This window comes from Streptomyces sp. NRRL B-1347, from assembly GCF_000720325.1.
GTDB lineage: Bacteria > Actinomycetota > Actinomycetes > Streptomycetales > Streptomycetaceae > Streptomyces.
Map to the genome: position 1 here is coordinate 1 of NZ_JOJM01000085.1, position 21,301 is coordinate 21,301.

The following is a 21,301-nucleotide window of genomic DNA, read 5'->3' on the forward strand; positions in this document are numbered from 1 at the left end:
CCGTTCCCACCGCCCCCTCCGCTGTGGGCAATCGTCCCGCAGGGCGGGACGGGTGGGCACAGCGCCAGGTGCCGACCAGCCGGGTGGTGGGGCTAAGGGGCCGGGCGGACCGTGCGCGGGCCCGTGCAGGTGGCGCCGTGGGCGGTGACCCGGGCGCGCAGGGCTCGGTCGGCGGTGACGACGAGGCAGGGTCCGGCCGTCTCGGCGACCAGTTCCACGATGCGGTCGTCGCCGCTCCCGGGGGCGGACTCGACCCGGACCCCGGGCACCGAGGAGACCCCCCGGGCCTGCCCCTCCACCACGAGCACCACGTCGAGCGGCCCGGGCACCCCGTCCACGCCGCCCTCGGCATACGGCACGAGCCGGTCCCGCAACCGCTCCGCCGCCCCCTTCCGGTCCCGCCACCATCCGTCCGGCACGGAACCGACCACATTCGCGGCATCGACCACAAGGGTCACTCTCTCCATGCGCAAAGGGTCGCACGCCCGGGTGCGGCCCTCCGGCCCCCGCGCATTAGAGTGGGTCGCACCGCACCCGCCCCTCGCCCCGGAAGCCGCATGTCCCCAGCCCCCGCCCCCACCTCCTCGGCCGTGAACGGCGACTGGCTCATACGCGGACGCGACGGCCGGCTCTGCGTCTACGCCTTCGGCCCGGACGGCGGCACCGTCGAGTGCCGCACCGAGCGCACCCCGGGCGGCCCCTGGACCGCCCCCCGCGTCGTCGGCGGCGACCAGCGCGTGCACCCGGTGCTCGCCGTCTCCCAGGGCGCCGACGCCTACGCCCACCTGGTCTCGTGGCGCCCCACCGTCCCGGGCGAGGCGGGCCTGGTCCACTCCACGCACTTCCAGCCGCACCTCGCCGCCCTGGACTGGAACCCCCTCGGCCACCCGAACAAGAAGGGCGACCGCACCGGCACCCCCGCCGTCACCGTCGACGCCGAGGGCCGCGCCCATGTGTTCGTACCGAACAAGGGCGGCGGCGTGAGCATGCGCGGGCAGAAGCAGGCGGGCGGCTGGGGGCCCTGGCGCGACCTCAAGGGCCAGGGCGTCCGTGGCGAACTCGCCGTGGTGACCGCCGAGTCGGGACGCGTCGTGGCGTACGCGAGCACGCCGGACGCGATCCTGCGCTGGCGCCAGAGCGGCCCCGGCAAGGTGCCGGTCATGGACGAGCCGCTCGCGTTCCGCGCCCGCCCCGGCACCCTGCGGGCGCTCGCCACGTCCGCCGAGCACACCACCCTCTTCTTCACGGACGAGGAGGGTGACCTGCGGGCCTGGCGCGGGCACGAGGAGCCCGCGCGGCTGCTCCGCGCCGCGGGCCCCGGCCCCGTCGCCGCCGTGCGCTGCGAACTCGACGGCTACGACTGCACGTTGCTGGCCCAGCGCGCGGACAGCGGCCGCGTCGCCTTCGCCGCGTACCCGACCGAGCTGGAGTCGGCGGGCGCCTGGTGGACCGAGTCGGGCCCCGCCCTCCCGGTCGACGCGCGGCTCGCGCTCGGCGCAGACGCCGCGGGCCGCGTGGTCGCCGCGACCTTCGTGCCCGGCACCGACGACCTGCGCCTGACCTACCGCAAGGACGAGCCGGGCCTGGCCCTGAAGGCGTGGGAGCAGCCGGTCACCGGCCGCTGACCGCCGCGCACGTCCGCACGGCCCGTACGCGCACAGGGGCCCGGCCCGCCAGTCGGCGGACCGGGCCCCCGCCGGTTTCCCGGCGCGTCCCGTTACGCGGGGACGCTGGCGACTCCCTGCTCCAGGAACCGCTTGCCGTTCACGCGCTCGCTGACGCCCTCGCGGTCCAGGTACGGCGTGACGCCGCCCAGGTGGAAGGGCCAGCCCGCGCCGGTGATCAGGCACAGGTCGATGTCCTGCGCCTCGGCGACGACGCCCTCGTCCAGCATGAGGCCGATCTCCTGGGCGACCGCGTCCAGGACGCGGTCACGGACCTGCTCCTCGGTGAGGACCTTGTCGCCCTGCTTCAGGAGCGCCGCGACCTCCGGGTCCAGCTCCGGCTTGCCGCTGTCGTAGACGTAGAAGCCGCGCTTGCCCGCCTCGACGACGGCCTTCAGGTTCGGCGAGACCGTGAAGCGGTCGGGGAAGGAGCGGTTCAGCGTCTCCGAGACGTGCAGGCCGATGGCTGGGCCGACCAGCTCCAGGAGCACGAGCGGGGACATCGGCAGACCGAGCGGCTCCACGGCCTTCTCGGCCACCTCGACCGACGTGCCCTCGTCGATGACGTTCTGGATCTCGCCCATGAAGCGGGTGAGGATGCGGTTCACGACGAACGCCGGGGCGTCCTTGACCAGGACCGCGGTCTTCTTCAGCTTCTTGGCGACGCCGAAGGCCGTGGCCAGCGAGGCGTCGTCGGTCTGCTCGCCGCGCACGATCTCCAGGAGCGGGAGGATCGCGACCGGGTTGAAGAAGTGGAAGCCGACGACCCGCTCGGGGTGCTTCAGCTTCGAGGCCATCTCGGTCACCGAGAGGGAGGAGGTGTTCGTCGCCAGGATCGCGTGCGCGGGGGCCACGGCCTCCACCTCGGCGAACACCTGCTGCTTGACGCCGATCTCCTCGAAGACGGCCTCGATGACGAAGTCGGCGTCGGCGAAGCCCTCGGCCTTGTCCAGGACGCCCGTCACCAGGGCCTTGAGGCGGTTGGCCTTGTCCTGGTTGACGCGGCCCTTGCCGAGGAGCTTGTCGATCTCGGCGTGGACGTAGCCGACGCCCTTGTCGATGCGCTCCTGGTCGATGTCGGTCAGGACGACCGGCACCTCGAGGCGGCGCAGGAAGAGCAGGGCCAGCTGCGAGGCCATCAGACCGGCGCCGACCACGCCGACCTTGGTGACCGGCCGTGCCAGGTTCTTGTCCGGCGCGCCCGCGGGGCGCTTGCCGCGCTTCTGCACCAGGTTGAACGCGTAGATGCCGGAGCGCAGTTCGCCGCCCATGATGAGGTCGGCGAGCGCCGTGTCCTCGGCGTCGAAGCCCTTCTGGGCGTCGCCGTCCTTCGCGGCGGCGATGATCTCCAGGGCGCGGTACGCGGCCGGGGCCGCGCCGTGCACCTTGGAGTCGGCGATGGCGCGGCCGCGGGCGACCGCCGCGTCCCAGGCCTCGCCGCGGTCGACGTCGCCGCGGGCCACCTCGACGTCGCCCTTGAGGACGGAGGCCGTCCACAGCAGCGACTGCTCCAGGAAGTCGGCGCCCTCGAACAGGGCGTCGGCGATGCCGAGCTCGAAGACCTGCTTGCCCTTGAGCTGCTTGTTCTGGTTCAGCGAGTTCTCGATGATGACCGAAACCGCGCGGTCCGCACCGATCAGGTTCGGAAGCAGCGTGCAGCCGCCCCAGCCCGGCACCAGGCCGAGGAAGACCTCGGGCAGGGAGAAGGCGGGCAGCGCCTTCGACACCGTGCGGTAGGTGCAGTGCAGACCGACCTCGACGCCACCGCCCATGGCGGCGCCGTTGTAGTACGCGAACGTCGGTACGGCGAGCGCGGACAGGCGCTTGAAGACGTCGTGGCCGCCCTTGCCGATGGCGAGCGCGTCCTCGTGCCGCTTCAGCAGCTCGACGCCCTTGAGGTCGGCGCCGACGGCGAAGATGAACGGCTTGCCGGTGACGCCGGCGCCGACGATCGTGCCCTCGGCGGCCTCCTGCTCGACCTGGTCGATCGCGGCGTTCAGGTTCGCGAGCGACTGCGGGCCGAAGGTGGTCGGCTTGGTGTGGTCGAAGCCGTTGTCGAGCGTGATCAGCGCGAAGCGCCCGGCACCGAACGGCAGGTCGAGGTGGCGTACGTGCGCCTGCGTGACGACCTCGTCCGGGAACAGCTCGGCGGCACCCTTCAACAGCTCAGCGGTGGTGGTGCTCACTTGTCGCCTCCGGCGTCCTTGTGGTGCGGGTTCTCCCAGATGACCGTCGCGCCCATGCCGAAGCCGACGCACATGGTGGTGAGGCCGTAGCGGACCTCCGGCTGCTCCTCGAACTGCCGCGCCAGCTGCGTCATCAGACGGACACCGGAGGAGGCGAGGGGGTGGCCGAAGGCGATGGCGCCGCCGTACTGGTTGACGCGCGCGTCGTCGTCGGCGATGCCGTAGTGCTCGAGGAAGGCGAGCACCTGGACCGCGAAGGCCTCGTTGATCTCGAACAGGCCCATGTCGCCGATGCCGAGCCCGGCCTTGGCGAGGGCCTTCTCGGTGGCCGGGATCGGGCCGTAGCCCATGACCTCGGGCTCCACGCCGGCGAACGCGTACGACACGAGCCGCATCTTGACCGGCAGGCCGTTCTCGCGGGCGAAGTCCTCGGAGGCGATGATCGAGGCGGTGGCGCCGTCGTTGAGACCGGCGGCGTTGCCCGCGGTGACGCGGCCGTGCGTACGGAACGGCGTCTTCAGGCCCGCGAGGTTCTCCAGGGTGGTGCCCGGACGCATCGGCTCGTCCTGGGTGGCCAGGCCCCAACCGGTCTCGCCCACCTCGGAGTTGGTGTTCCGGATGGAGATCGGCACCAGGTCCTGCTGGATCTTGCCGTTGGCGTACGCCTTGGCGGCCTTCTCCTGCGAGCGCACGGCGTACTCGTCGGCGCGCAGCTTGGTGATGGAGGGGTAGCGGTCGTGCAGGTTCTCGGCGGTCATGCCCATGAACAGGGCGGACTCGTCGACCAGCTTCTCGCTCACGAACCGCGGGTTCGGGTCGACGCCCTCGCCCATCGGGTGGCGGCCCATGTGCTCCACGCCACCGGCGATCACGGCGTCGTACGCGCCGAAGGCGATCGAACCGGCGGTCGCCGTCACGGCGGTGAGCGCGCCCGCGCACATCCGGTCGATGGAGTAGCCCGGCACGGACTGCGGAAGGCCCGCGAGGATCCCGGCCGTGCGGCCGAGGGTGAGCCCCTGGTCACCGATCTGCGTGGTGGCGGCGACGGCGACCTCGTCGATCTTGGCGGGGTCCAGGCCCGGGTTGCGGCGCAGCAGCTCCCGGATGGACTTCACGATCAGGTCGTCGGCACGGGTCTCGTGGTAGATGCCCTTCGGGCCCGCCTTGCCGAACGGGGTGCGGACGCCGTCGACGAAGACGACGTCCCTGACGGTACGAGGCACGATGGCTCTCCTCCAGGGTGCGGTGCGCCTGCGGCGCGCTTCCTGGGGTCATGCTACTTACCGGTAACTAGTAGGCCAAGGGTGGCCCCGGGGAGGTCCATGTCACATGCCCCGCCCAGTCCGGAACCTTGCGCCTCACCGGGGCCGGGGGCCGCGCGGCACCTGGGGCTGTGCCTACCCCCCCCGCGCCCCGGGGCGATGTCCCGGCCTGCCCCCGGGGTCCTGTGCGACGTCTCGGACTGCGTCCCAGCCCTGCGCAACGGCCGGGCGGCACCTGTGCGCCATGCCCACCCCTCCCCAAGTTCTCGGCTCCGCTCGAGCAGGGGATGCCTCACTCGCCCTGCGGGACGATTGCCTGCGGCGGTGGGGGGCGGGGGCTGCGTTCCGCGCCGCGAGACGTCTCCCGGCCGACAGCCCCGGCGAACAGCCCCGCGCTGCGCGCGGCGGGGACGGTCCCACCCACCCGCCCCCACCAAGGGCGAGGGCCCCAGGGGAGCCCGGCCGCAGACGCCTCACGTCAGGGCTCAGCCTGCAAGTCCGGGGTGGCCCCGCGCCCGCCCCGCCAAGGACGAGGGCCCCAGCGGTGCCCAGCCGCAGGCGCCTCGCGTCAAGGCTCAGCCCGCAAGTCCGCGGCGGTCCCACCGCCCGCCCCCGCCGAGCACGCGCACCCATAGGGCGCCACCCGCGAGCGCCCCGCGTCGGGGCCCGGCTGGCAAGGCTGGGGAGTTTCGGGTGGGTGGGTGGGAATGACCGCCCCGGGCCGAGGCCGGGCCCCGCGGGGCCAGGGCTCCGAGCCGAGGTCGGGCCTCGTAGGGCCAGCGCCCCGAGCCGAGGTCGGGCCCCGCGGGGTCAGGGCCCCGCGCCGAGGCCGGGTCTCGCAAGGCAAGCGCCCCGGACCGGGGGCGGGCCCCGCGGGGGCAGGGCCTGGCTCGGGGCCGGGGCCCGGGCCCGGGGTGGGTCCTGCGGAGCCGGGGCCCCGAGGCCGGGGTCGGGCCCGGGGCCCCGTGGGGCCAGGCGCGGGGGTCAGGCCAGGGCGGTGGTGAGGGCCGGGGCCACCTGGGCGATCTGCCAGGCGCGGGCGCCGTGCGCGGCCAGGGCCGCGGCGACGGAGTCCACCCCGACCGGCGCGGGCGGCTCCCAGCACACGCGCCGCACCGTGTCCGGAGTGATCAGATTCTCCTGCGGCATGTTCAGCCGCTCCGCGAGCTCCGAGACGGCGGCCCGCGCGGCGGAGAGCCGCGCCGCCGCGGCGGGGTCCCGGTCCGCCCAGGAGCGGGGCGGCGGCGGCCCGGTCACGGCCTGACCGGGCTGCGGCAGCTCCGCCTCGGGCAGCGCCTTGGCCCGCTCCACCGCGGCCTGCCACTGTTCGAGCTGGCGGCGCCCCATGCGGTGGCCGAAGCCGGGCAGCGCGGTCAGCGCGTGCACGTTCGACGGCAGGGAGAGGGCGGCCTCGACGATCGCGCCGTCGCTGAGCACCTTGCCCGGCGAGACGTCACGGCGCTGGGCGATCCGGTCGCGGGCGGTCCACAGCTCCCGTACGACGGCCATCTGCCGGCGGCGCCGCACCTTGTGCATGCCGGAGGTGCGCCGCCAGGGGTCCTTGCGGGGCGGCGCGGGCGGCGCGCTGGCGATGGCGTCGAACTCCTCGCGGGCCCAGTCGAGCTTGCCCTGCCGGTCGAGCTCCTTCTCCAGGGCGTCGCGCAGATCGACGAGGAGCTCCACGTCGAGGGCGGCGTACCGCAGCCAGGGCTCGGGCAGCGGACGGGTCGACCAGTCCACGGCGGAGTGGCCCTTCTCCAGGACGTAGCCGAGGACGCCCTCCACCATCGCGCCGAGTCCGACGCGCGGGAATCCGGCGAGGCGCCCCGCCAGCTCCGTGTCGAAGATGAGCGACGGAATCATGCCTATTTCCCGTAGGCACGGGAGGTCCTGGGTGGCTGCGTGCAGCACCCATTCGGTGTCGGCGAGGGCGTCGCCGAGGCCGGACAGATCGGGGCAGGCGACGGGGTCGATCAGCGCGGTCCCGGCGCCTTCGCGGCGCATCTGGACGAGGTAGGCGCGCTGGCCGTAGCGGTAGCCGGAGGCTCGCTCGGCGTCCACGGCCACCGGTCCCGTACCAGCGGCAAATGCCGCGATGACCTGCGCGAGGGCTTCCTGGTCCGCCACGACGGGCGGGATGCCGTCGCGCGGTTCGAGCAGGGGTGTGGGAGTCCCGTCGACGGAGACGCCTTTGACGCCTTCGTCCGGAGGAGCGCCTCCGGTGGTTCGCAGTGAGCTGTCTGCTGCGGTCTCTTGGGCGTCGGTCACCTGTCAAGGGTATCTGTGAACGGACGGCGCCCGTCGACGGAACGTTACGTCGACGGGCGCTCAGGGGGTGTAAATCAGTCAGTGGATGATTCCGGTACGGAGGGCCACCGCTACCATTCCGGCCCGGTCTCCGGTGCCGAGCTTGCGGGCGATCCTGGCGAGGTGGCTCTTCACGGTCAGTGCGGACAGGCCCATCGAGACGCCGATCGCCTTGTTGGACTGGCCCTCGGCGACGAGCCGCAGGACCTCGACCTCACGGCCCGACAGCTCGCGGTAGCCGCCGGGGTGGCTCGGGGCGCCCGGGGGGCGGCGGTGCATGCGGGCGGCGGCGGAGCCGATGGGGGCGGCACCGGGACGGGTGGGGAGCCCGACGTTGGTGCGGGTGCCGGTGACGACGTACCCCTTCACGCCGCCCGCGAGGGCGTTGCGTACGGCGCCGATGTCATCGGCGGCGGACAGGGCGAGCCCGTTGGGCCAGCCCGCGGCGCGGGTCTCGGACAGGAGGGTCAGGCCGGAGCCGTCGGGAAGGTGGACGTCCGCGACGCAGATGTCGCGGGGGTTGCCGATCCGGGGCCGAGCCTCCGCGATGGACGAGGCCTCGATGACGTCCCGTACCCCGAGGGCCCACAGATGGCGGGTCACGGTGGAGCGGACACGGGGGTCGGCCACGACGACCATGGCGGTCGGCTTGTTCGGGCGGTAGGCGACCAGGCTTGCGGGCTGCTCGAGGAGAACGGACACCAGGCCTCCTGGGGGGCGGCGGGACGGGCGGCTCGGGGATGAAGCCGGGGCGAACCGTACGTTTCAAGGTCACAGACCTCTTCGGCACCTCCTGTCTCGGCCTTTAGGGGATGATCACGATTTGGTGAGTAACAATTCGGGGCGATTCGGACATGCGATCGATCATCCGACGATTCACCTGGGCGTATGGCGCGCCCGGCGCGTCAAGCGGGCGCACGCGCCCCCAACCCGTGCGACGGACCGACCGCCGCTCCGAGTGACGCCCCGCGGCCGCCCGCGCGGGCTCAGCTCAGGCGCGGGCCCCGGCGCTGCGGCAGCGTGACCACCGAGCCGTCCGCGGGCCCCGCGGGCGGCAGCCCCGCCACCTGGCACAGCAGATCGCACCACGCCGCGAGATGCGCCCCCGCGTCCGGTACGCCCCCCGCGCCCTCCCGCGGCGTCCACGAGGCGCGGATCTCGATCTGCGAGGCGGGCGGCCGCTCCGCGAGCCCGCCGAAGTAGTGCGAACCCGCACGCGTGACCGTCCCGCTCGGCTCCCCGCAGGAGAGCCCGCGCGCCTGGAGCGCCCCGGTCAGCCACGACCAGCACACCTCGGGCAGCAGCGGATCGGCCGCCATCTCCGGCTCCAGCTCCGCCCGCACCAGGGTCACCAGACGGAACGTGCCCTTCCAGGCCTCGTGCCCCGCCGGATCGTGCAGCAGCACGAGCCGCCCGTCCGCCAGGTCCTCGTCGTCCTCGACGACCGCCGCCTCCAAGGCGTACGCGAACGGCGCGAGCCGCTGCGGCGGCCGCGTCGGGTCGATCTCGACCTGCGGCCGCAGCCGTGCCTCCCGCAGCGCGTCGACCGCCGCGCGAAACGGCGGCGGCGCCGTGTCCGCCACCATCCCCTGCGCTCCGTCCATCTCGCCAGCGCCGTCCGACCGTTGTCCCTGAGCCGCAGCCATGCGGGGAACATTAAGGGGAACGGCGGCTTCGTGCAGTCACCCCGCCGTGGCACGGCGAGGTGTTCCGCCCCCGCCGGGCCGTCCGCGCCGCCCGCGCCCGGCCTCGAACACCGATGGGCTTTCTCGTCGCGGGCGGGGCCGTGCGAGACTTTCCCGGTGACTGTCAACGACGAGGCCACCGGCCAGCAGCCCGCAGCGACGTACGACTCCGCCTTCCTGAAGGCGTGCCGGCGCGAGGCGGTGCCGCACACGCCCGTGTGGTTCATGCGGCAGGCCGGGCGCTCCCTGCCCGAGTACCGCAAGGTCCGTGAGGGCACGGCCATGCTGGAGTCCTGCATGCGGCCCGACCTCGTCACCGAGATCACCCTGCAGCCGGTGCGCCGCCACGGCGTCGACGCCGCCATCTACTTCAGCGACATCGTCGTCCCGCTCAAGGCCATCGGCGTCGACCTCGACATCAAGCCGGGCGTCGGCCCCGTCGTGGAGCGGCCCATCCGCTCCCGCGCCGACCTCGCGCAGCTGCGTGACCTCACCCCGGACGACGTCTCGTACGTGACCGAGGCCATCGGCCTGCTCACCGGCGAGCTGGGCGGCACGCCGCTCATCGGGTTCGCCGGTGCGCCGTTCACCCTCGCGAGCTACCTCGTCGAGGGCGGTCCGAGCCGTAACCACGAGCACACCAAGGCGCTCATGTACGGCGACCCGCAACTCTGGGCCGACCTGCTCGACCGGCTCGCGGAGATCACCAGCGCCTTCCTGAAGGTGCAGATCGAGGCCGGTGCCTCCGCCGTGCAGCTCTTCGACTCCTGGGTGGGCGCCCTCGCGCCCGCCGACTACCGCCGCTCGGTCATGCCCGCCTCGCGCAAGGTCTTCGACGCCGTGGCGTCGTACGGCGTGCCGCGCATCCACTTCGGCGTCGGCACCGGCGAACTCCTCGGCCTGCTCGGCGAGGCCGGGGCCGACGTGGTCGGCGTCGACTGGCGCGTGCCGCTCGACGAGGCGGTCCGCCGCGTGGGCCCCGGCAAGGCGCTCCAGGGCAACCTCGACCCCGCCGTGCTCTTCGCCCCGCGCGAGGCCGTCGAGACCAAGACCGACGAGGTGCTCGCGGCGGCCGCAGGGCTGGAAGGCCACGTCTTCAACCTGGGCCACGGCGTGCTGCCGACCACGGACCCGGACGCGCTGACCCGGCTCGTGGAGTACGTGCACACCCGCACCGCCGTCTGACCCTCACGCCCTGCGGTCGGGGAGCTGCGGCGGGCCCGGCGGTTCCGGTGCCTGCGGCGCTTCCATCCAGGGGTTGGGCCCCGCGCCCGGCACCGCGCAGTGCACCCCCGCCCCGCGCCGCGCCGCCGTGCGCGCCGCGAGCCGGGACAGGGCGGGCGGCACCCCGTACACCAGGTGACAGAACCGGTCGGGGGAGTGCCGCGCCGTCCACGGCGGTGCGCTGAACGCGCTCAGGTACGTCGCCCAGTGCCCCTCGAAGGTGACCAGCAGGTCCGCGGCGCGCGCGTAGCCCGCCGACGCCGGGTGCGTGCCCGGGTTCAGGACCACCGGCGCGATCCCGCGCTCGCGCGCGAGGCGGACCAGGCGGCGGCAGTGGCGCAGCTCGCGGCGGTCCGCCGCGATCCGGTCCAGGAAGCAGCCGTCGACCCGGTAGAAGTCGAGGTGCCGGTCCAGATCGGCGGCGACCTCGCGGGCCTGCCGCTCGCCGTACGCCGCGTCGACGTATCCGAGCACCCGCACCCCCGCCGTGCGCAGCGCGTGCGCGGCGGCGGCGAACGCCGGGTCGGGGGCCGCGCCCGGCCCGTCGGCGGCGTTGAGCACGACGCCGTACAGGTGGGGCGCGACCGCCACGAGCGCCCGCCAGGCCGCGGGGGCCGCGGCCGGATGGACGTACAGCGGTACGAGCAGTGGGCTCATCGCCGGTCCGCGGGGACGCGCGCCCCGGCGCCCACGGCACCGTCCGCGGCCCACAGCGCGGCCAGCGCGTCGGCGAGGGAGTGCCGCGGGCGCCAGCCCAGCTCCCGCGCCGCGGCGCCGACGTCCGCGCACTGCCAGGGCACCGCCGCGGAGCGGCCCACCGCGGGCAGCGACTCCTCGACCCGGCCCCGGAAGCCCGCCGCCCGCACCAGGCCGTGCACCAGATCGCGCACCGGCACGGCCCGGCCGCTGCCGACGTTGAGCAGCCGCGGCACCGGCCCTGCCGCGGCCACCGCGAGCTCCACCGCCCGCGCCACGTCGCGGACGTCGACGAAGTCCCGGACCGCGGACAGGTCGCCGACGCGGACCGTGCCGTGCGGCGACTCGCCGACGGCGCGCCGCAGTTCGGCGGTGAGGCGCCCCGGCAGGCCCGCCGCGGGCGCGCCGGGACCGACCGGGTTCGTCACGCGCAGGACCACCGCGTCGAGCCCCGACGACGTCACCGCGAGGGTGCCCGCCAGCTTGGTGGCCCCGTACGGCGCCACCGGGTGGGCCGGATCGTCCTCGGCGGTGCGCGCGCCGCGCGGGTGCGGGCCGTACTCGGCGGCGGAGCCCAGCTGGACCAGGCGGGCCGCGGGCGCCGCCGCGCGCACCGCCTCGCAGAGCACCGCGGGGCCGCGGGAGTTGACCTCCGCGAGGGTCAGGGCGGTGCCGCCGACCGCGCCCGCGCAGTTCACGACCGCGTCGGGCGCGGCCCGCGCGAGCAGCTCCACGAGGTCCCCCGGTGTGGCCGTGGCCAGGTCGCAGCGCAGGTCCGCGGCGGGGGCGCGGCCGCAGGTGCGAAGCCGCGCGCCGGGAAGCGCGCGCAGCCGCTCGGTGACGTGCGCGCCCAGATAGCCGGTCGCGCCCAGGACGAGGATCCGCAACGCTCACGCCCCCTTGAGGAGCAGGGAGCGGTGCGTGGTGAACTCGGCGTTGGCGCGGTCGTAGTCGTCGGGGCGGCCGATGTCCAGCCAGTAGCCCTCGAACTCGTACGCGTGCGGCGGGTTCCCGGTCTTCAGCAGGTCGAGGACCAGCTCGTCGAAGCCGAGCGGCAGGCCCGGCGTGTACGACGTGAGCGTCTCCCGTGAGACGCCGTAGACGCCCATGGAGACGCGGTAGTCCACGCTGGGCTTCTCCGTGAAGGCGACCACGCGCCGCTCCTCGGTGGTCAGGACGCCGAAGTCGATGTGCACCTCGCGCGGGTACGTCGCGATGGTCAGCGGCGCCGTCGACTCCTGGTGCCGGCGCAGGACGTCCGCGAAGTCGAGGTCGGTGAGGATGTCGCCGTTCATGACCAGGAAGTGCTCGGGCAGCCGGTCCAGCATCGTGAGCAGCGGGCCCATGGTGCCGAGCGGGCTGTCCTCGGTGGAGTAGCCGATGCGCAGGTTCCAGCGCGAGCCGTTGCCGACGTAGGCGCGGATGATGTGGCCGAGGTGGCCGATGGCGATGGTGCAGCTGGTGAACCCGGCCGCCGACAGCTGGCGCAGGACGATCTCCAGGATCGCGTGCTGGTCGCCGATCGGGACCAGCGGCTTGGGCAGCGCGGTGGTGTACGGCCGGAGCCTGACGCCCTTGCCTCCGGCGAGGATGACTGCGTGCATGGGTGCCCCTGTCTGTGAGTCGTGCGGTGATGGAGCGTCAGATGTTGTAGACGTCCGTCTTGTAGCGGGCCAGGTTGGCGGGGTCGAGGAAGAACTCGACGGTGCGGGCGAGGCCCTCCTCCAGGCCGTGCTCCGGGCGCCAGCCGGTGGCGTCGCGCAGCCGCGTCGCGTCCGCGACCAGGCGCATCACCTCCGACGCGGCGGGCCGCACGCGCTCCTCGTCCGCCGTCACGTCGAGGGCCGTGTCCATCACCTTGCCGATGAGCCGCACCAGGTCGCCGATGGAGATCTCGCCGCCGGTACCGGCGTTGAAGGTGTGGCCGAGCACGGCGTCGGCGGGCGCGGTGCCGACGGCGAGGAAGGCGCGGACGGTGTCCTCGACGAACATGAAGTCCCGGGTGGGGCGCAGATCGCCGAGCGTGATGGTGCGCTCCCCGGCCGCCACCTGGCCGATCACCGTCGGGATGACCGCGCGCATGGACTGGCGCGGGCCGTAGGTGTTGAACGGCCTGAGGGTCACCACGGGCGTGGCGAAGCTCGCGTAGTAGCTGTCGGCGAGCCGGTCGCCGCCCGCCTTCGAAGCGGCGTACGGCGACTGGGTGTTGATGGGGTGGTCCTCGGTGATCGGCACGGTCCGCGCGGTGCCGTACGTCTCGCTGGTCGAGGTGTGCACCAGGCGCGGGATCTCGGCGTGCCGGACGGCCTCCAGGACGTTGAGGGTGCCGGTGACGTTGGTGTCGACGTAGGAGTGCGGCGCCTGGTACGAGTACGGGATCGCGATCAGCGCGGCCAGGTGGTAGACGATCTCGGCGTCGGCGACCAGGGCGCGGGTCGAGCCGGGGTCGCGCACGTCGCCCAGGACGATCTCGACCCCGGCGAGCACGTCGGCGGGCAGGGTCTCCAGCCAGCCGTACGACGAGAAGGAGTTGTACTGGACCAGCGCGCGCACGCGGTGGCCCGAGGCGACGAGTCCCTCGGTGAGGTGCGAGCCGATGAAGCCCTCGGCTCCGGTGACGACGGCGAGCGGTGCGGACGGCATGCGGGTCTCCTGGCGGGTCGTGGCGGGTCGTGCGGTACGGGAGGTGCGGTTCAGCTGTGGGCCGTGGAGCTGCCCAAGTGGCGTACGGCGGCGGCGAACAGGGCGAGCGCCGCCGCCGTACAGCCCACGAGCTGGGCCGTGCTCGCGGGCAGGTCCGAGAGCCGGGGGAGCGCCGTGGTCACGGCCGCCGCGCCCAGACACAGGGCGGCGGACGGCCAGGCCACGCCGAAGGCCTGGAGCAGCAGTGCCGTCCACAAGGCCGCGCCCAGGGCGAGCAGCGGCGCCGGGGACGTGCCGGTCAGCGGGATGCCCGCGGCGAGGGACGCCAGGTACGCGGCGACGCACAGGCCGAGCGCGCGGGCGGCGCGGAGCCGGAAGCCGAGCGGCGTGGTGGAGGCCCGGAGCGCGGCCACCGCGAGGCCCCGGAAGCGGTAGAGCAGCCACTCGGCGGGACCCATGCTGAGGGTGAGCACGATGACGGCGTACGGGTCCCGCAGGCCCGCGGACGTCGCGAGCGTCCCGGCGGCGAGCCCGAAGGCGCCGTACGGCAGCGAGCGGGCGAGCCGCGGCGGGGCCCCGGCCGCCGGGGCGGTGGCCAGGGCGGCCCGCAGCGCGAGCGCCGCCGCGCCCGCCGCGAGCAGCACGGTGAGCACCGGCAGGCCGAGGCCGAGCGCCGTCGGCGGATCCCACCAGGGCAGCACGGCCGCGCCCGCGGCGACGGGCAGAAGGGCGACGGCGAGCTGCCGTTCGCGGCCGAGTACGAGGAGCACGCCCGCCGCCGCGAGATAGCAGGACTGCCCGGCGGCGAACCCGGCGGCGGGCCCGGGACCGGCCACGACGAGCCCGGTGAGGGACGCGCACCCGACACCGGCCGTGCCGCCGCGCAGCAGCGTGCGCGCCGCCTCGTGACGCCCCGTCACCAGCCGTACGTACGCCCGGTGGCTGAGCGCCTGCGACCAGGCCCAGGACACCAGGGCGGCGGCGATCAGGCCGTGCGGGCCCGCGTCGCCCCAGGCCCCGGCGGCGAGCAGATAGGCGGCGCCCGGCAGCGCGAAGAGCAGCCCGCGCAGCGCGCACCCGGCGTGGTCGGGCCGCCACGGGTCGGGCGGCAGCGGCGGCTCGGGGTGGTTGCGCGGCACCCGCTGGTAGAGGGCGGCGGCGAGCGAGAACAGGTCGCGGTGCCCGTACTCCCGCTGGATCCGCTCGCCGGTCATGCCCTGCGACTCCAGGACGGCGGCGACCTCGTAGGCGTGCACGGCGGCCCCGATGTCGTCGGCCAGCTCGGCCGCGAGCGCGTCGACGGGGTCGGCGGGGTCGGCGGCGCGCGCGGGGCGCGGGTCGGTGCGCGGGTCGGGGCGGCGGCCCGGGGGCCGGGAGCAGCCGCCCGGGGTGCGCGGGCAGGACGGCGGGCGCCGGGGAGCGGGGGCGGGCTCGGGGTCGGCCCTGGCCCAGGACGGGCGCCGGCGGCGCGGCGGGGCGCCGGGCCCGGGGGCGCGGTCGGGCAGCGCCCAGGACGGGCGGCGGCGCGCGGCGAGCCCGTCGACGCCGTCCTTCCGGGGCGGCAGCGCCATCGGCCCGCTCATCCGGCCGCCTCGCTTCCGGCGAAGTCGTAGGCGCCGGTGCCCGGTTGGGGCCCGGGCGGAGGACCGGTGCGCAGCGCGGGCTCGCGCGGGTCCCGGCGGGCGGGCCCGGGGCCGGCGGCCAGCTCGCGGTAGATCTCCCGGAAGGCCGACACCGTCTGCCGCAGGGTGAACTGCTCGATGACGCGGAGCCGGGCCGCCGCGCCCATCGCGGCGCGCCGCCGCGGGTCCGAGAGGAGCTCGACGGCCGCGTCCGCCATGGCCTCAGGGGCGCGCGGCGGCACCACGAGGCCGGTCGGGCCCACGGCCTCCCGGACGCCGCCCACGTCCGTGGAGACCGTGGCGCGGCCGCACGACATGGCCTCGATGAGGGTGAAGGGGAAGCCCTCGCTGATGCTGGACAGCATCACCACGCTGCCCGCGGCGTAGGCGTCCTTGATGTGCTCCACGCGGCCTTCGAAGACCACCGAGTCGGCGTGCCCGAGCGCGGCGGCCAGGGCCTCGCAGCGCTCCCGGTAGGCCTCGCCGCCGCGCGGGGTGCCGCCGAACAGGCGCAGCCGGGCGTCCGGCACCCGCTCCTTGACCAGGGCGAAGCACCGTATCAGCGTCTCCAGGTCCTTGATCGGGTCCACCCGCCCCGCCCAGCTCAGGGTGGGCACGCCGGGCTCGGGGCCCGCGGGCGGGAACGCCTCGGGGTCCACGCCGTTGTAGACGGTGCGGATCAGCGCCGGGTCGGCGCCGCCGCGCTCCTCCCAGAGCCGGTTGTAGCGGTTGCCGGGGGTGATCAGGGCCGCGCCGCGGTACGACTCCTCGGCGAGCAGCCGGAAGAAGCCGAGCAGGACCGCCTTCACCGGCCACCGGTAGGGGCCCGTGCGATAGCCGAGGTAGCGCTCGCGCAGATACACGCCGTGCTCGGTCAACAGCAGCGGCACGCCGTGCAGTTGACGGGCGATCAGTCCGGGCAGGGCCGCGATGCCGCCGCTCACCGCGTGCGCCACGCCGTGCTCCGGCGGGTGGACGGCCAGCGGCCGCAGGGCGTGTTCGAGCAGGTGGGTGGCGGTGACGGCGTCGTGAAGGGTGGGGCGGGACGCGGCCACCGCGAGCCCCGGCGTGCGCCACACCGAGGCGAGCACGCCGACCGCGCCCTCGCCGCGCAGCGCCGGGGAGAGGGCGCCGTCCCGCGCGTACCCGGCCAGGGCGTACAGGGCCGGGGCGAAGGCGCTCTCGGCGGTGGGGTCGAGCAGGGCGGTGAGGAACGCCTCGTAGTGGGTGAGCAGGGCCCGGCGCGCCTTGCCGCGCGGGGCGCGCCCGGCGGGCTCCGGGCCCCACATGGGCAGACAGACCGGCTCGGTGACGTGCGGAGGCAGCTCCCAGGCGAGGGGCTCGCGCCCGGTGCCGGTCACCGCGATCACGCCGAAGTCGACGTCGGGCATCCCGCGCACCAACTGGTCGCACCAGACGCTGACGCCGCCGTGGCTGTGCGGGTACGTGCCCTCGGTCAGCAGCGTGACGCGGGTCCGCCCGGACGGCCCGGGCGGGGGTGCGGGTAACGGCACCGTCGCGGACGGTGTGGGCATGGGTGGGGCTCCCCGGATGACGTTGCGGGTGGGCGGGCGGCGGTGTTCCGGAGGCAGGCGGGGACACGCCGTGTCGCCGTGGTGCGCGAGTCGGTGCGTGGTCGGTGCGTGATCGGTCGTGCGGAGGTGGGGGCACGGGCAGGGCCTCGTCGAGACCCGGCGCCCGGTGGGCGAGTTCCCCGCCGTTCCCGCCGCGCGCGGCACGTGGGCGGGAACGGCGGCCCCCGTTGGTCCCCGGCGTACCGCCGGAGCTGGTGGCGCGGGCCCGGTCCTGCAGTCGGCCGGGCCCGCGGCTGGTCAGCGGCCGGTCGGCAGGGCCTTCGGGGTGCTTCCCGCGGTCCCCGGCGGCACGTGCTGCGCCGCGCCCGACGGCACGTGCGCGCGCTCGGCCGCGGGCACCGGCTTCGGCGCGGGACCGCCCGCCAGGCCCGCGGGGGGCGCCGACGGCAGCGTCAGGGTCACCCGGTCCTGGAGCAGCCCCGGCGAGACCCAGCCGGAGGATCTGCCGGCGTACGGCGAGCCGAACGTGCCGGTGCCGACGACGAGTTGCTGCTTCGTCCCGGTGGGCATGGTGGCGGTCGCGGCGACACCCGCGGGCGCCTGCACGGTCACCGTGTCACCGATGCGGTACGCCGTGACGCGCCCGGCGTCGAGGGCCGCGTCCCAGGCCGCGCGCGAGCGCAGCTCCGCCCCGATGTCGGCCATGCGCGGGGTTACCAGCGGCGTGGCCTTCGTGTACAGCGCGGCGTAGGCGTCGAGCACCCGGTCGAGGACGGGGTAGGCGATGCGGTCCTCGGCGAGGTTGGACTGGTGGATGAAGTGCGGCCGCGGATCGCCCGACAGGGCGTGGCCGAAGGCGATGGCGGACTCCACGGGCACGATGTGGTCCGCGTAGCCGGTGGTGAGGTCGAGCGGCTTGTCCAGACAGGTCGTGACCGGTGAGTTCTCGCACAGACCGCTGCCGCCGTCGGACTTGCGGGTGTAGATCCAGTTGTACTCGTCGACCTGCTCGGCCACGCGGCCCGCGTTGTAGAAGACGTTCATGGGGTGGCGCGGCACCGTGCGGGACGGGCCGACCTGGCGCTGGCCGGGCTCGCGGGAGTTGTCCGAGCCGAGCCAGCGCACGTCGTTGTCGCGCAGCGCGGGGGCCAGGTTCGGGTTGTCGTCGGGCTGCTGCGGCAGGACGCGCAGGCCCGAGTGCTCGCCGGTCACCAACTCGCCGTCGTCGAGCGGCAGCTCGTATTCCTCGCCCCAGTCGCGGTTGCGGGAGACCTGGTCGTCGATCTCGGTCCGCGACACGTACTTCGTACTGCCGTCCGCGTTCTTCGCGCAGGTCCAGGGCACCTTGGAGACGTCCTGCTCACAGCCGAGGAACGGGTGGTCGTAGGTGTGGTTGACCCAGCGGTAGGAGTCGCGGTCGTCGACGAGGCGGTCGGCGAGCGGGTCCTCGCCGCCGTTCTCCTCGCGGTACAGCTCGCTGCCGCCGCCGTTGAAGGCCATGTCCAGCGGCAGGCCCCGCCGCTCGGACCACTCGGCCGCGTACGCGGCGTCCTCGGGCGTCATCCGGATGCCGTCCTGTCGGCCCTGCCCCGGCGGGCAGTCGATGTCGCCCGGCGTGCAGTTGAGCTCCATGTCCCAGCGGTCGTCGGAGCCGAAGACGTCGTCCACGTGGACCGCGAAGTAGTTCCGGGACGCGCCGACGCGCACGCCCTGCGTCATCCAGTCGACGACGCCCCGGGCGAGCAGCTTGAACTGCTGCTGGTGCTGGTTGTAGACGAACGTCACCACCAGCTCGCGCCGTCCGTCGCGCCGGAACTCCCCGACGAGCGAGCCGCGGCCGGAGCCGCCCGGGACCGCCGCGTCCACGTACGGGGTGAAGTCGGCGCCCGGCGCGGGCTTCGCCAGGTGGCCGTAGCTCTCGTCCACCCGGGGCGCGTTGTCCTCGAACGGCACGGCTCCGGCGAGGTAGCCGAACGGGCCCGCCCTGCCCGCCGCGGTGACCTCGGCGCGGACGCCGTCGAGCGAACCGCTGTACTCCGGTGTCTGCAGGCCCGCCTGGGGGCGGGCGTAGGTGTAGGCGTCCACCTGCGGGATGCCGTACGTCCGCTCGTACGCGGCGAGCGCGGCGGGCTCGGCCGAGCCGGTGCCGAACGGGTTGTCGTTCGGCAGCACGACGGCCTGGAACCTGGCGCGCGGTCTGCCGCCCGCGGTGTCCGCGAGGAAGGCCGCGTCGATGGCGGGCCGATCGCTCCGGCGCAGGTCGACGGTGGTGAACGGGGTTCCTTGGGCGTCGAGTTCGGCGGCGAGGGCGGCGGTCGCGGGGCCGCCGTCGGTCACCACCAGGACGCGTAGGTCGATACGGGGCTGCTCCGCCGCCGCCACTGGCTGAGCGGGCAGCGAGAGCGCGATGAGCAGAGCGCCGGCCCCGAGTGCCGCCGCCCGTGCGGTGCGATTCATTCTGGTTGTGGTCCCCTCCGCGGTCGGATCGCGACGGCGTGGACACCGCAGGACCCGCCCCCAACGGCCCGCACGCACTGATCGCGGTGCGTGTCCGTGCCACTCTGACGCGTCACATAGTGCGACTCGGCTGTGGGTGCTGTGCCGATTCTGTGAGATCTGGCGGAAAAGAGCTGGCAACCGCCGTGTGGTGTGCAAAGGAGCGCGTGGGGAGGGTGGGGTTTGACGAATCGTTGACTTCTGCACGGTCGCCGGGGATCCGTGGCCGCTCAACGGGCCTTGCTCTGCCTCGCCGCCGAAGTGGTTGGCGTGTGCAGCCAAGGGGCGTGCGCGGGGCGCGTTCGGCTGTGGACGCACTCCTGCGGCACGCTCGGGAATCGGCCATGTCCGAGGGGTTGCGGGAGACGTGACGGAATGCCGGAAAGCGCGTTCTGACCTGCGCGGCTCGCCGGAAGCGGGGCGAGGGGCATCGGCTCGGACGGGCCAGTTGGCGGGGGCGCCCCATTGCGGGGGCGCGGCGCGTGCCTTCGCCGCCGGGCGGGCGGCGGGAATTGGTACGGACCGCAGCCCCCTGCCGCGACGGGGCCCGCCCCCGGCCGTGGCCGCCCGTCCGCCGCCCTCAGCCGCCGGTCCTGCGGACCGCCGCCACCGCCTTGCGGGCCGCCACCAGGACCGGGTCCCAGACGGGGGAGAAGGGCGGCGCGTACCCGAGGTCCAGGGCCGTCATCTGCTCCACCGTCATCCGGGCCGTCAGGGCCACCGCCGCGACGTCGACCCGCTTGGCCGCCCCCTCGCGCCCCACGATCTGCGTCCCGAGCAGCCGCCCCGTCCGCCGCTCCGCCAGCATCTTCACCGTCATCAGGGCCGCCCCGGGGTAGTAACCGGCCCGGCTCGTCGACTCGATCGTCACCGTCTCGTACCGCAGGCCCACCGCCCGCGCGTCCTTCTCGCGCAGGCCCGTGCGCGCGATCTCCAGGTCGCAGACCTTGCTCACGGCCGTGCCGACGACGCCGGGGAAGGTCGCGTAGCCGTCGCCCACGTTCGAGCCGATGACCTGCCCGTGCTTGTTGGCGTGCGTGCCGAGCGCGATGTGCCGCTGCTGGCCCGAGACCAGGTCGAGGACCTCCACGCAGTCGCCGCCCGCCCAGACGGCCCCGTCCGCGACGGGCCCGCGCACCCGCATCGAGAGGTCCGTGAGCAGCCCGCCGTGCTCGCCGAGCGGCAGCCCCGCCGCCCGCGCGAGCTCCGTCTCGGGCCGGACGCCGATGCCGAGCACCACCACGTCCGCCGGGTATTCGGCGTCCTCCGTGGCCACGGCCCGCACCGCGCCGTCCTCACCGGTGAGGATCTTCGTGACCTCCGCGTCGTTGACCATCGTGATGCCCATGCCGGACATCGCGTCGTTCACCAGGCGCCCCATGTCCGGGTCGAGGGTGGACATCGGCTGCTCGCCGCGGTTGACGACCGTCACCTCGTAGCCCCGGTGCAGGAGCGCCTCGGCCATCTCCACGCCGATGTAGCCCGCGCCGATCACCACCGCCCTGCGCCCCTCGGTGGCGCCGAGCCGGTCCAGGAGCGCCTGGCCGTCGCCCAGGGTCTGCACCCCGTGCACGCCTGGCGCGTCGATGCCGGGCAGCGGCGGCCGCAGCGGCCGCGCGCCGGTGGCGATCACGAGCTTGTCGTACGCCGTCCACTCCTCGGCGCCCGAGGCGAGGTCGCGCGAGCGCACCCGCCGCCGGGCCGGGTCGATCTCCGTGACCTCCGTCCGCATCCGCAGGTCGATCGCGCGGGCCCGGTGCTCCTCGGGCGTGCGCGCGATCAGGTCGTCGCGCTCGGAGACCTCGCCGCCGACCCAGTAGGGGATGCCGCAGGCGGAGAAGGAGGTGAAGGAGCCGCGCTCGAACGCGACGATCTCCAGCTCCTCGGGCGCCTTGAGCCTGCGTGCCTGTGACGCCGCGGACATGCCCGCCGCGTCGCCGCCGATGACCACCAGTCTTTCGCTCATGCGCCCACGCTACGT

At 74.7% G+C, this 21,301-nt stretch carries 16 protein-coding genes; 2 read left to right on the forward strand and 14 right to left on the reverse strand.

All coding sequences use genetic code 11. From position 1 onward, the window contains the following. Nucleotides 1–92: 92 nt before the first annotated feature. Nucleotides 93–467, reverse strand: coding sequence for a hypothetical protein (locus IG74_RS0139760; protein WP_030687562.1), 375 nt, complete (start codon nt 465–467; stop codon nt 93–95). Nucleotides 468–590: 123 nt separating this feature from the next. On the opposite strand from IG74_RS0139760, the gene IG74_RS0139765 reads away from it, so the two are divergent. After that, nucleotides 591–1,625, forward strand: a complete 1,035-nt coding sequence (locus tag IG74_RS0139765) for a hypothetical protein (protein ID WP_030687565.1) — start codon at nt 591–593, stop codon at nt 1,623–1,625. Between the two features lie 92 nt (nt 1,626–1,717). Here the strand turns inward: IG74_RS0139765 and IG74_RS0139770 are convergent, their stop codons facing one another. From IG74_RS0139770 to IG74_RS0139790, 5 genes are all read right to left on the reverse strand, one after another. After that, entirely contained in the window at nt 1,718–3,850 is a 2,133-nt protein-coding gene (locus IG74_RS0139770) for a 3-hydroxyacyl-CoA dehydrogenase NAD-binding domain-containing protein (protein ID WP_030687567.1), read from the reverse strand. Continuing rightward, nucleotides 3,847–5,073: a thiolase family protein gene (locus tag IG74_RS0139775; protein WP_030687569.1), complete on the reverse strand. Its 1,227-nt coding sequence runs from the start codon at nt 5,071–5,073 to the stop codon at nt 3,847–3,849. Before IG74_RS0139775 ends, IG74_RS0139770 begins: the two co-directional genes overlap by 4 nt. Nucleotides 5,074–6,096: 1,023 nt before the next feature. Beyond that, a complete protein-coding gene (locus tag IG74_RS0139780) occupies nt 6,097–7,380 on the reverse strand; it encodes a ribonuclease D (RefSeq protein ID WP_030687572.1) in 1,284 nt (427 codons plus the stop codon). Between the two features lie 78 nt (nt 7,381–7,458). Next, nucleotides 7,459–8,121, reverse strand: coding sequence for a response regulator transcription factor (locus tag IG74_RS0139785; protein ID WP_030687574.1), 663 nt, complete (start codon nt 8,119–8,121; stop codon nt 7,459–7,461). Between the two features lie 284 nt (nt 8,122–8,405). Beyond that, on the reverse strand, nt 8,406–9,065 hold the full coding sequence (locus tag IG74_RS0139790) for a DUF3000 domain-containing protein (protein WP_037826893.1): 660 nt from the start codon (nt 9,063–9,065) through the stop codon (nt 8,406–8,408). 156 nt (nt 9,066–9,221) lie between these two features. Between IG74_RS0139790 and hemE the strand changes: the two genes are divergently transcribed. After that, a complete protein-coding gene (gene hemE, locus IG74_RS0139795; RefSeq protein ID WP_030687578.1) occupies nt 9,222–10,289 on the forward strand; it encodes a uroporphyrinogen decarboxylase in 1,068 nt (355 codons plus the stop codon). Between the two features lie 3 nt (nt 10,290–10,292). Here the strand turns inward: hemE and IG74_RS0139800 are convergent, their stop codons facing one another. The 8 genes from IG74_RS0139800 to IG74_RS0139835 all read right to left on the reverse strand — a co-directional run bounded on the left by IG74_RS0139800 (nt 10,293) and on the right by IG74_RS0139835 (nt 21,286). After that, the gene (locus IG74_RS0139800) at nt 10,293–10,985 is read right to left on the reverse strand and encodes a spherulation-specific family 4 protein (protein WP_030687580.1); all 693 of its coding nucleotides are present in this window, start codon (nt 10,983–10,985) and stop codon (nt 10,293–10,295) included. After that, nucleotides 10,982–11,911 carry an NAD-dependent epimerase/dehydratase family protein gene (locus tag IG74_RS0139805; RefSeq protein WP_030687583.1) on the reverse strand — a complete coding sequence of 310 codons (930 nt, stop codon included), beginning with the start codon at nt 11,909–11,911 and terminating at the stop codon, nt 10,982–10,984. The genes IG74_RS0139800 and IG74_RS0139805 overlap by 4 nt, the downstream gene beginning before the upstream one ends. Before the next feature lie 3 nt (nt 11,912–11,914). After that, the gene (locus IG74_RS0139810) at nt 11,915–12,628 is read right to left on the reverse strand and encodes a nucleotidyltransferase family protein (protein WP_030687584.1); all 714 of its coding nucleotides are present in this window, start codon (nt 12,626–12,628) and stop codon (nt 11,915–11,917) included. Between the two features lie 37 nt (nt 12,629–12,665). Beyond that, entirely contained in the window at nt 12,666–13,667 is a 1,002-nt protein-coding gene (locus IG74_RS0139815; protein WP_030687587.1) for an SDR family NAD(P)-dependent oxidoreductase, read from the reverse strand. A 50-nt stretch (nt 13,668–13,717) separates the two neighbouring features. After that, a complete protein-coding gene (locus IG74_RS52470; RefSeq protein ID WP_158857979.1) occupies nt 13,718–15,250 on the reverse strand; it encodes a hypothetical protein in 1,533 nt (510 codons plus the stop codon). Continuing rightward, entirely contained in the window at nt 15,247–16,824 is a 1,578-nt protein-coding gene (pelF, locus tag IG74_RS0139825; protein WP_051856370.1) for a GT4 family glycosyltransferase PelF, read from the reverse strand. Before pelF ends, IG74_RS52470 begins: the two co-directional genes overlap by 4 nt. A gap of 297 nt (nt 16,825–17,121) precedes the next feature. After that, nucleotides 17,122–19,281, reverse strand: coding sequence for a hypothetical protein (locus IG74_RS0139830; RefSeq protein ID WP_030687594.1), 2,160 nt, complete (start codon nt 19,279–19,281; stop codon nt 17,122–17,124). Nucleotides 19,282–19,900: 619 nt separating this feature from the next. Continuing rightward, nucleotides 19,901–21,286, reverse strand: a complete 1,386-nt coding sequence (locus IG74_RS0139835; protein WP_030687597.1) for an FAD-dependent oxidoreductase — start codon at nt 21,284–21,286, stop codon at nt 19,901–19,903. Nucleotides 21,287–21,301: the final 15 nt, after the last annotated feature.

Coding starts and splice junctions, on each gene's coding strand:
- IG74_RS52470 (WP_158857979.1), bottom strand. CDS start 15,250: ATGAGCGGGCCGATGGCGCTGCCGCCCCGGAAGGACGGCGTCGACGGG.
- IG74_RS0139800 (WP_030687580.1), bottom strand. CDS start 10,985: ATGAGCCCACTGCTCGTACCGCTGTACGTCCATCCGGCCGCGGCCCCC.
- pelF (WP_051856370.1), bottom strand. CDS start 16,824: ATGCCCACACCGTCCGCGACGGTGCCGTTACCCGCACCCCCGCCCGGG.
- IG74_RS0139760 (WP_030687562.1), bottom strand. CDS start 467: ATGGAGAGAGTGACCCTTGTGGTCGATGCCGCGAATGTGGTCGGTTCC.
- IG74_RS0139810 (WP_030687584.1), bottom strand. CDS start 12,628: ATGCACGCAGTCATCCTCGCCGGAGGCAAGGGCGTCAGGCTCCGGCCG.
- IG74_RS0139790 (WP_037826893.1), bottom strand. CDS start 9,065: ATGGCTGCGGCTCAGGGACAACGGTCGGACGGCGCTGGCGAGATGGAC.
- IG74_RS0139830 (WP_030687594.1), bottom strand. CDS start 19,281: ATGAATCGCACCGCACGGGCGGCGGCACTCGGGGCCGGCGCTCTGCTC.
- IG74_RS0139815 (WP_030687587.1), bottom strand. CDS start 13,667: ATGCCGTCCGCACCGCTCGCCGTCGTCACCGGAGCCGAGGGCTTCATC.
- IG74_RS0139835 (WP_030687597.1), bottom strand. CDS start 21,286: ATGAGCGAAAGACTGGTGGTCATCGGCGGCGACGCGGCGGGCATGTCC.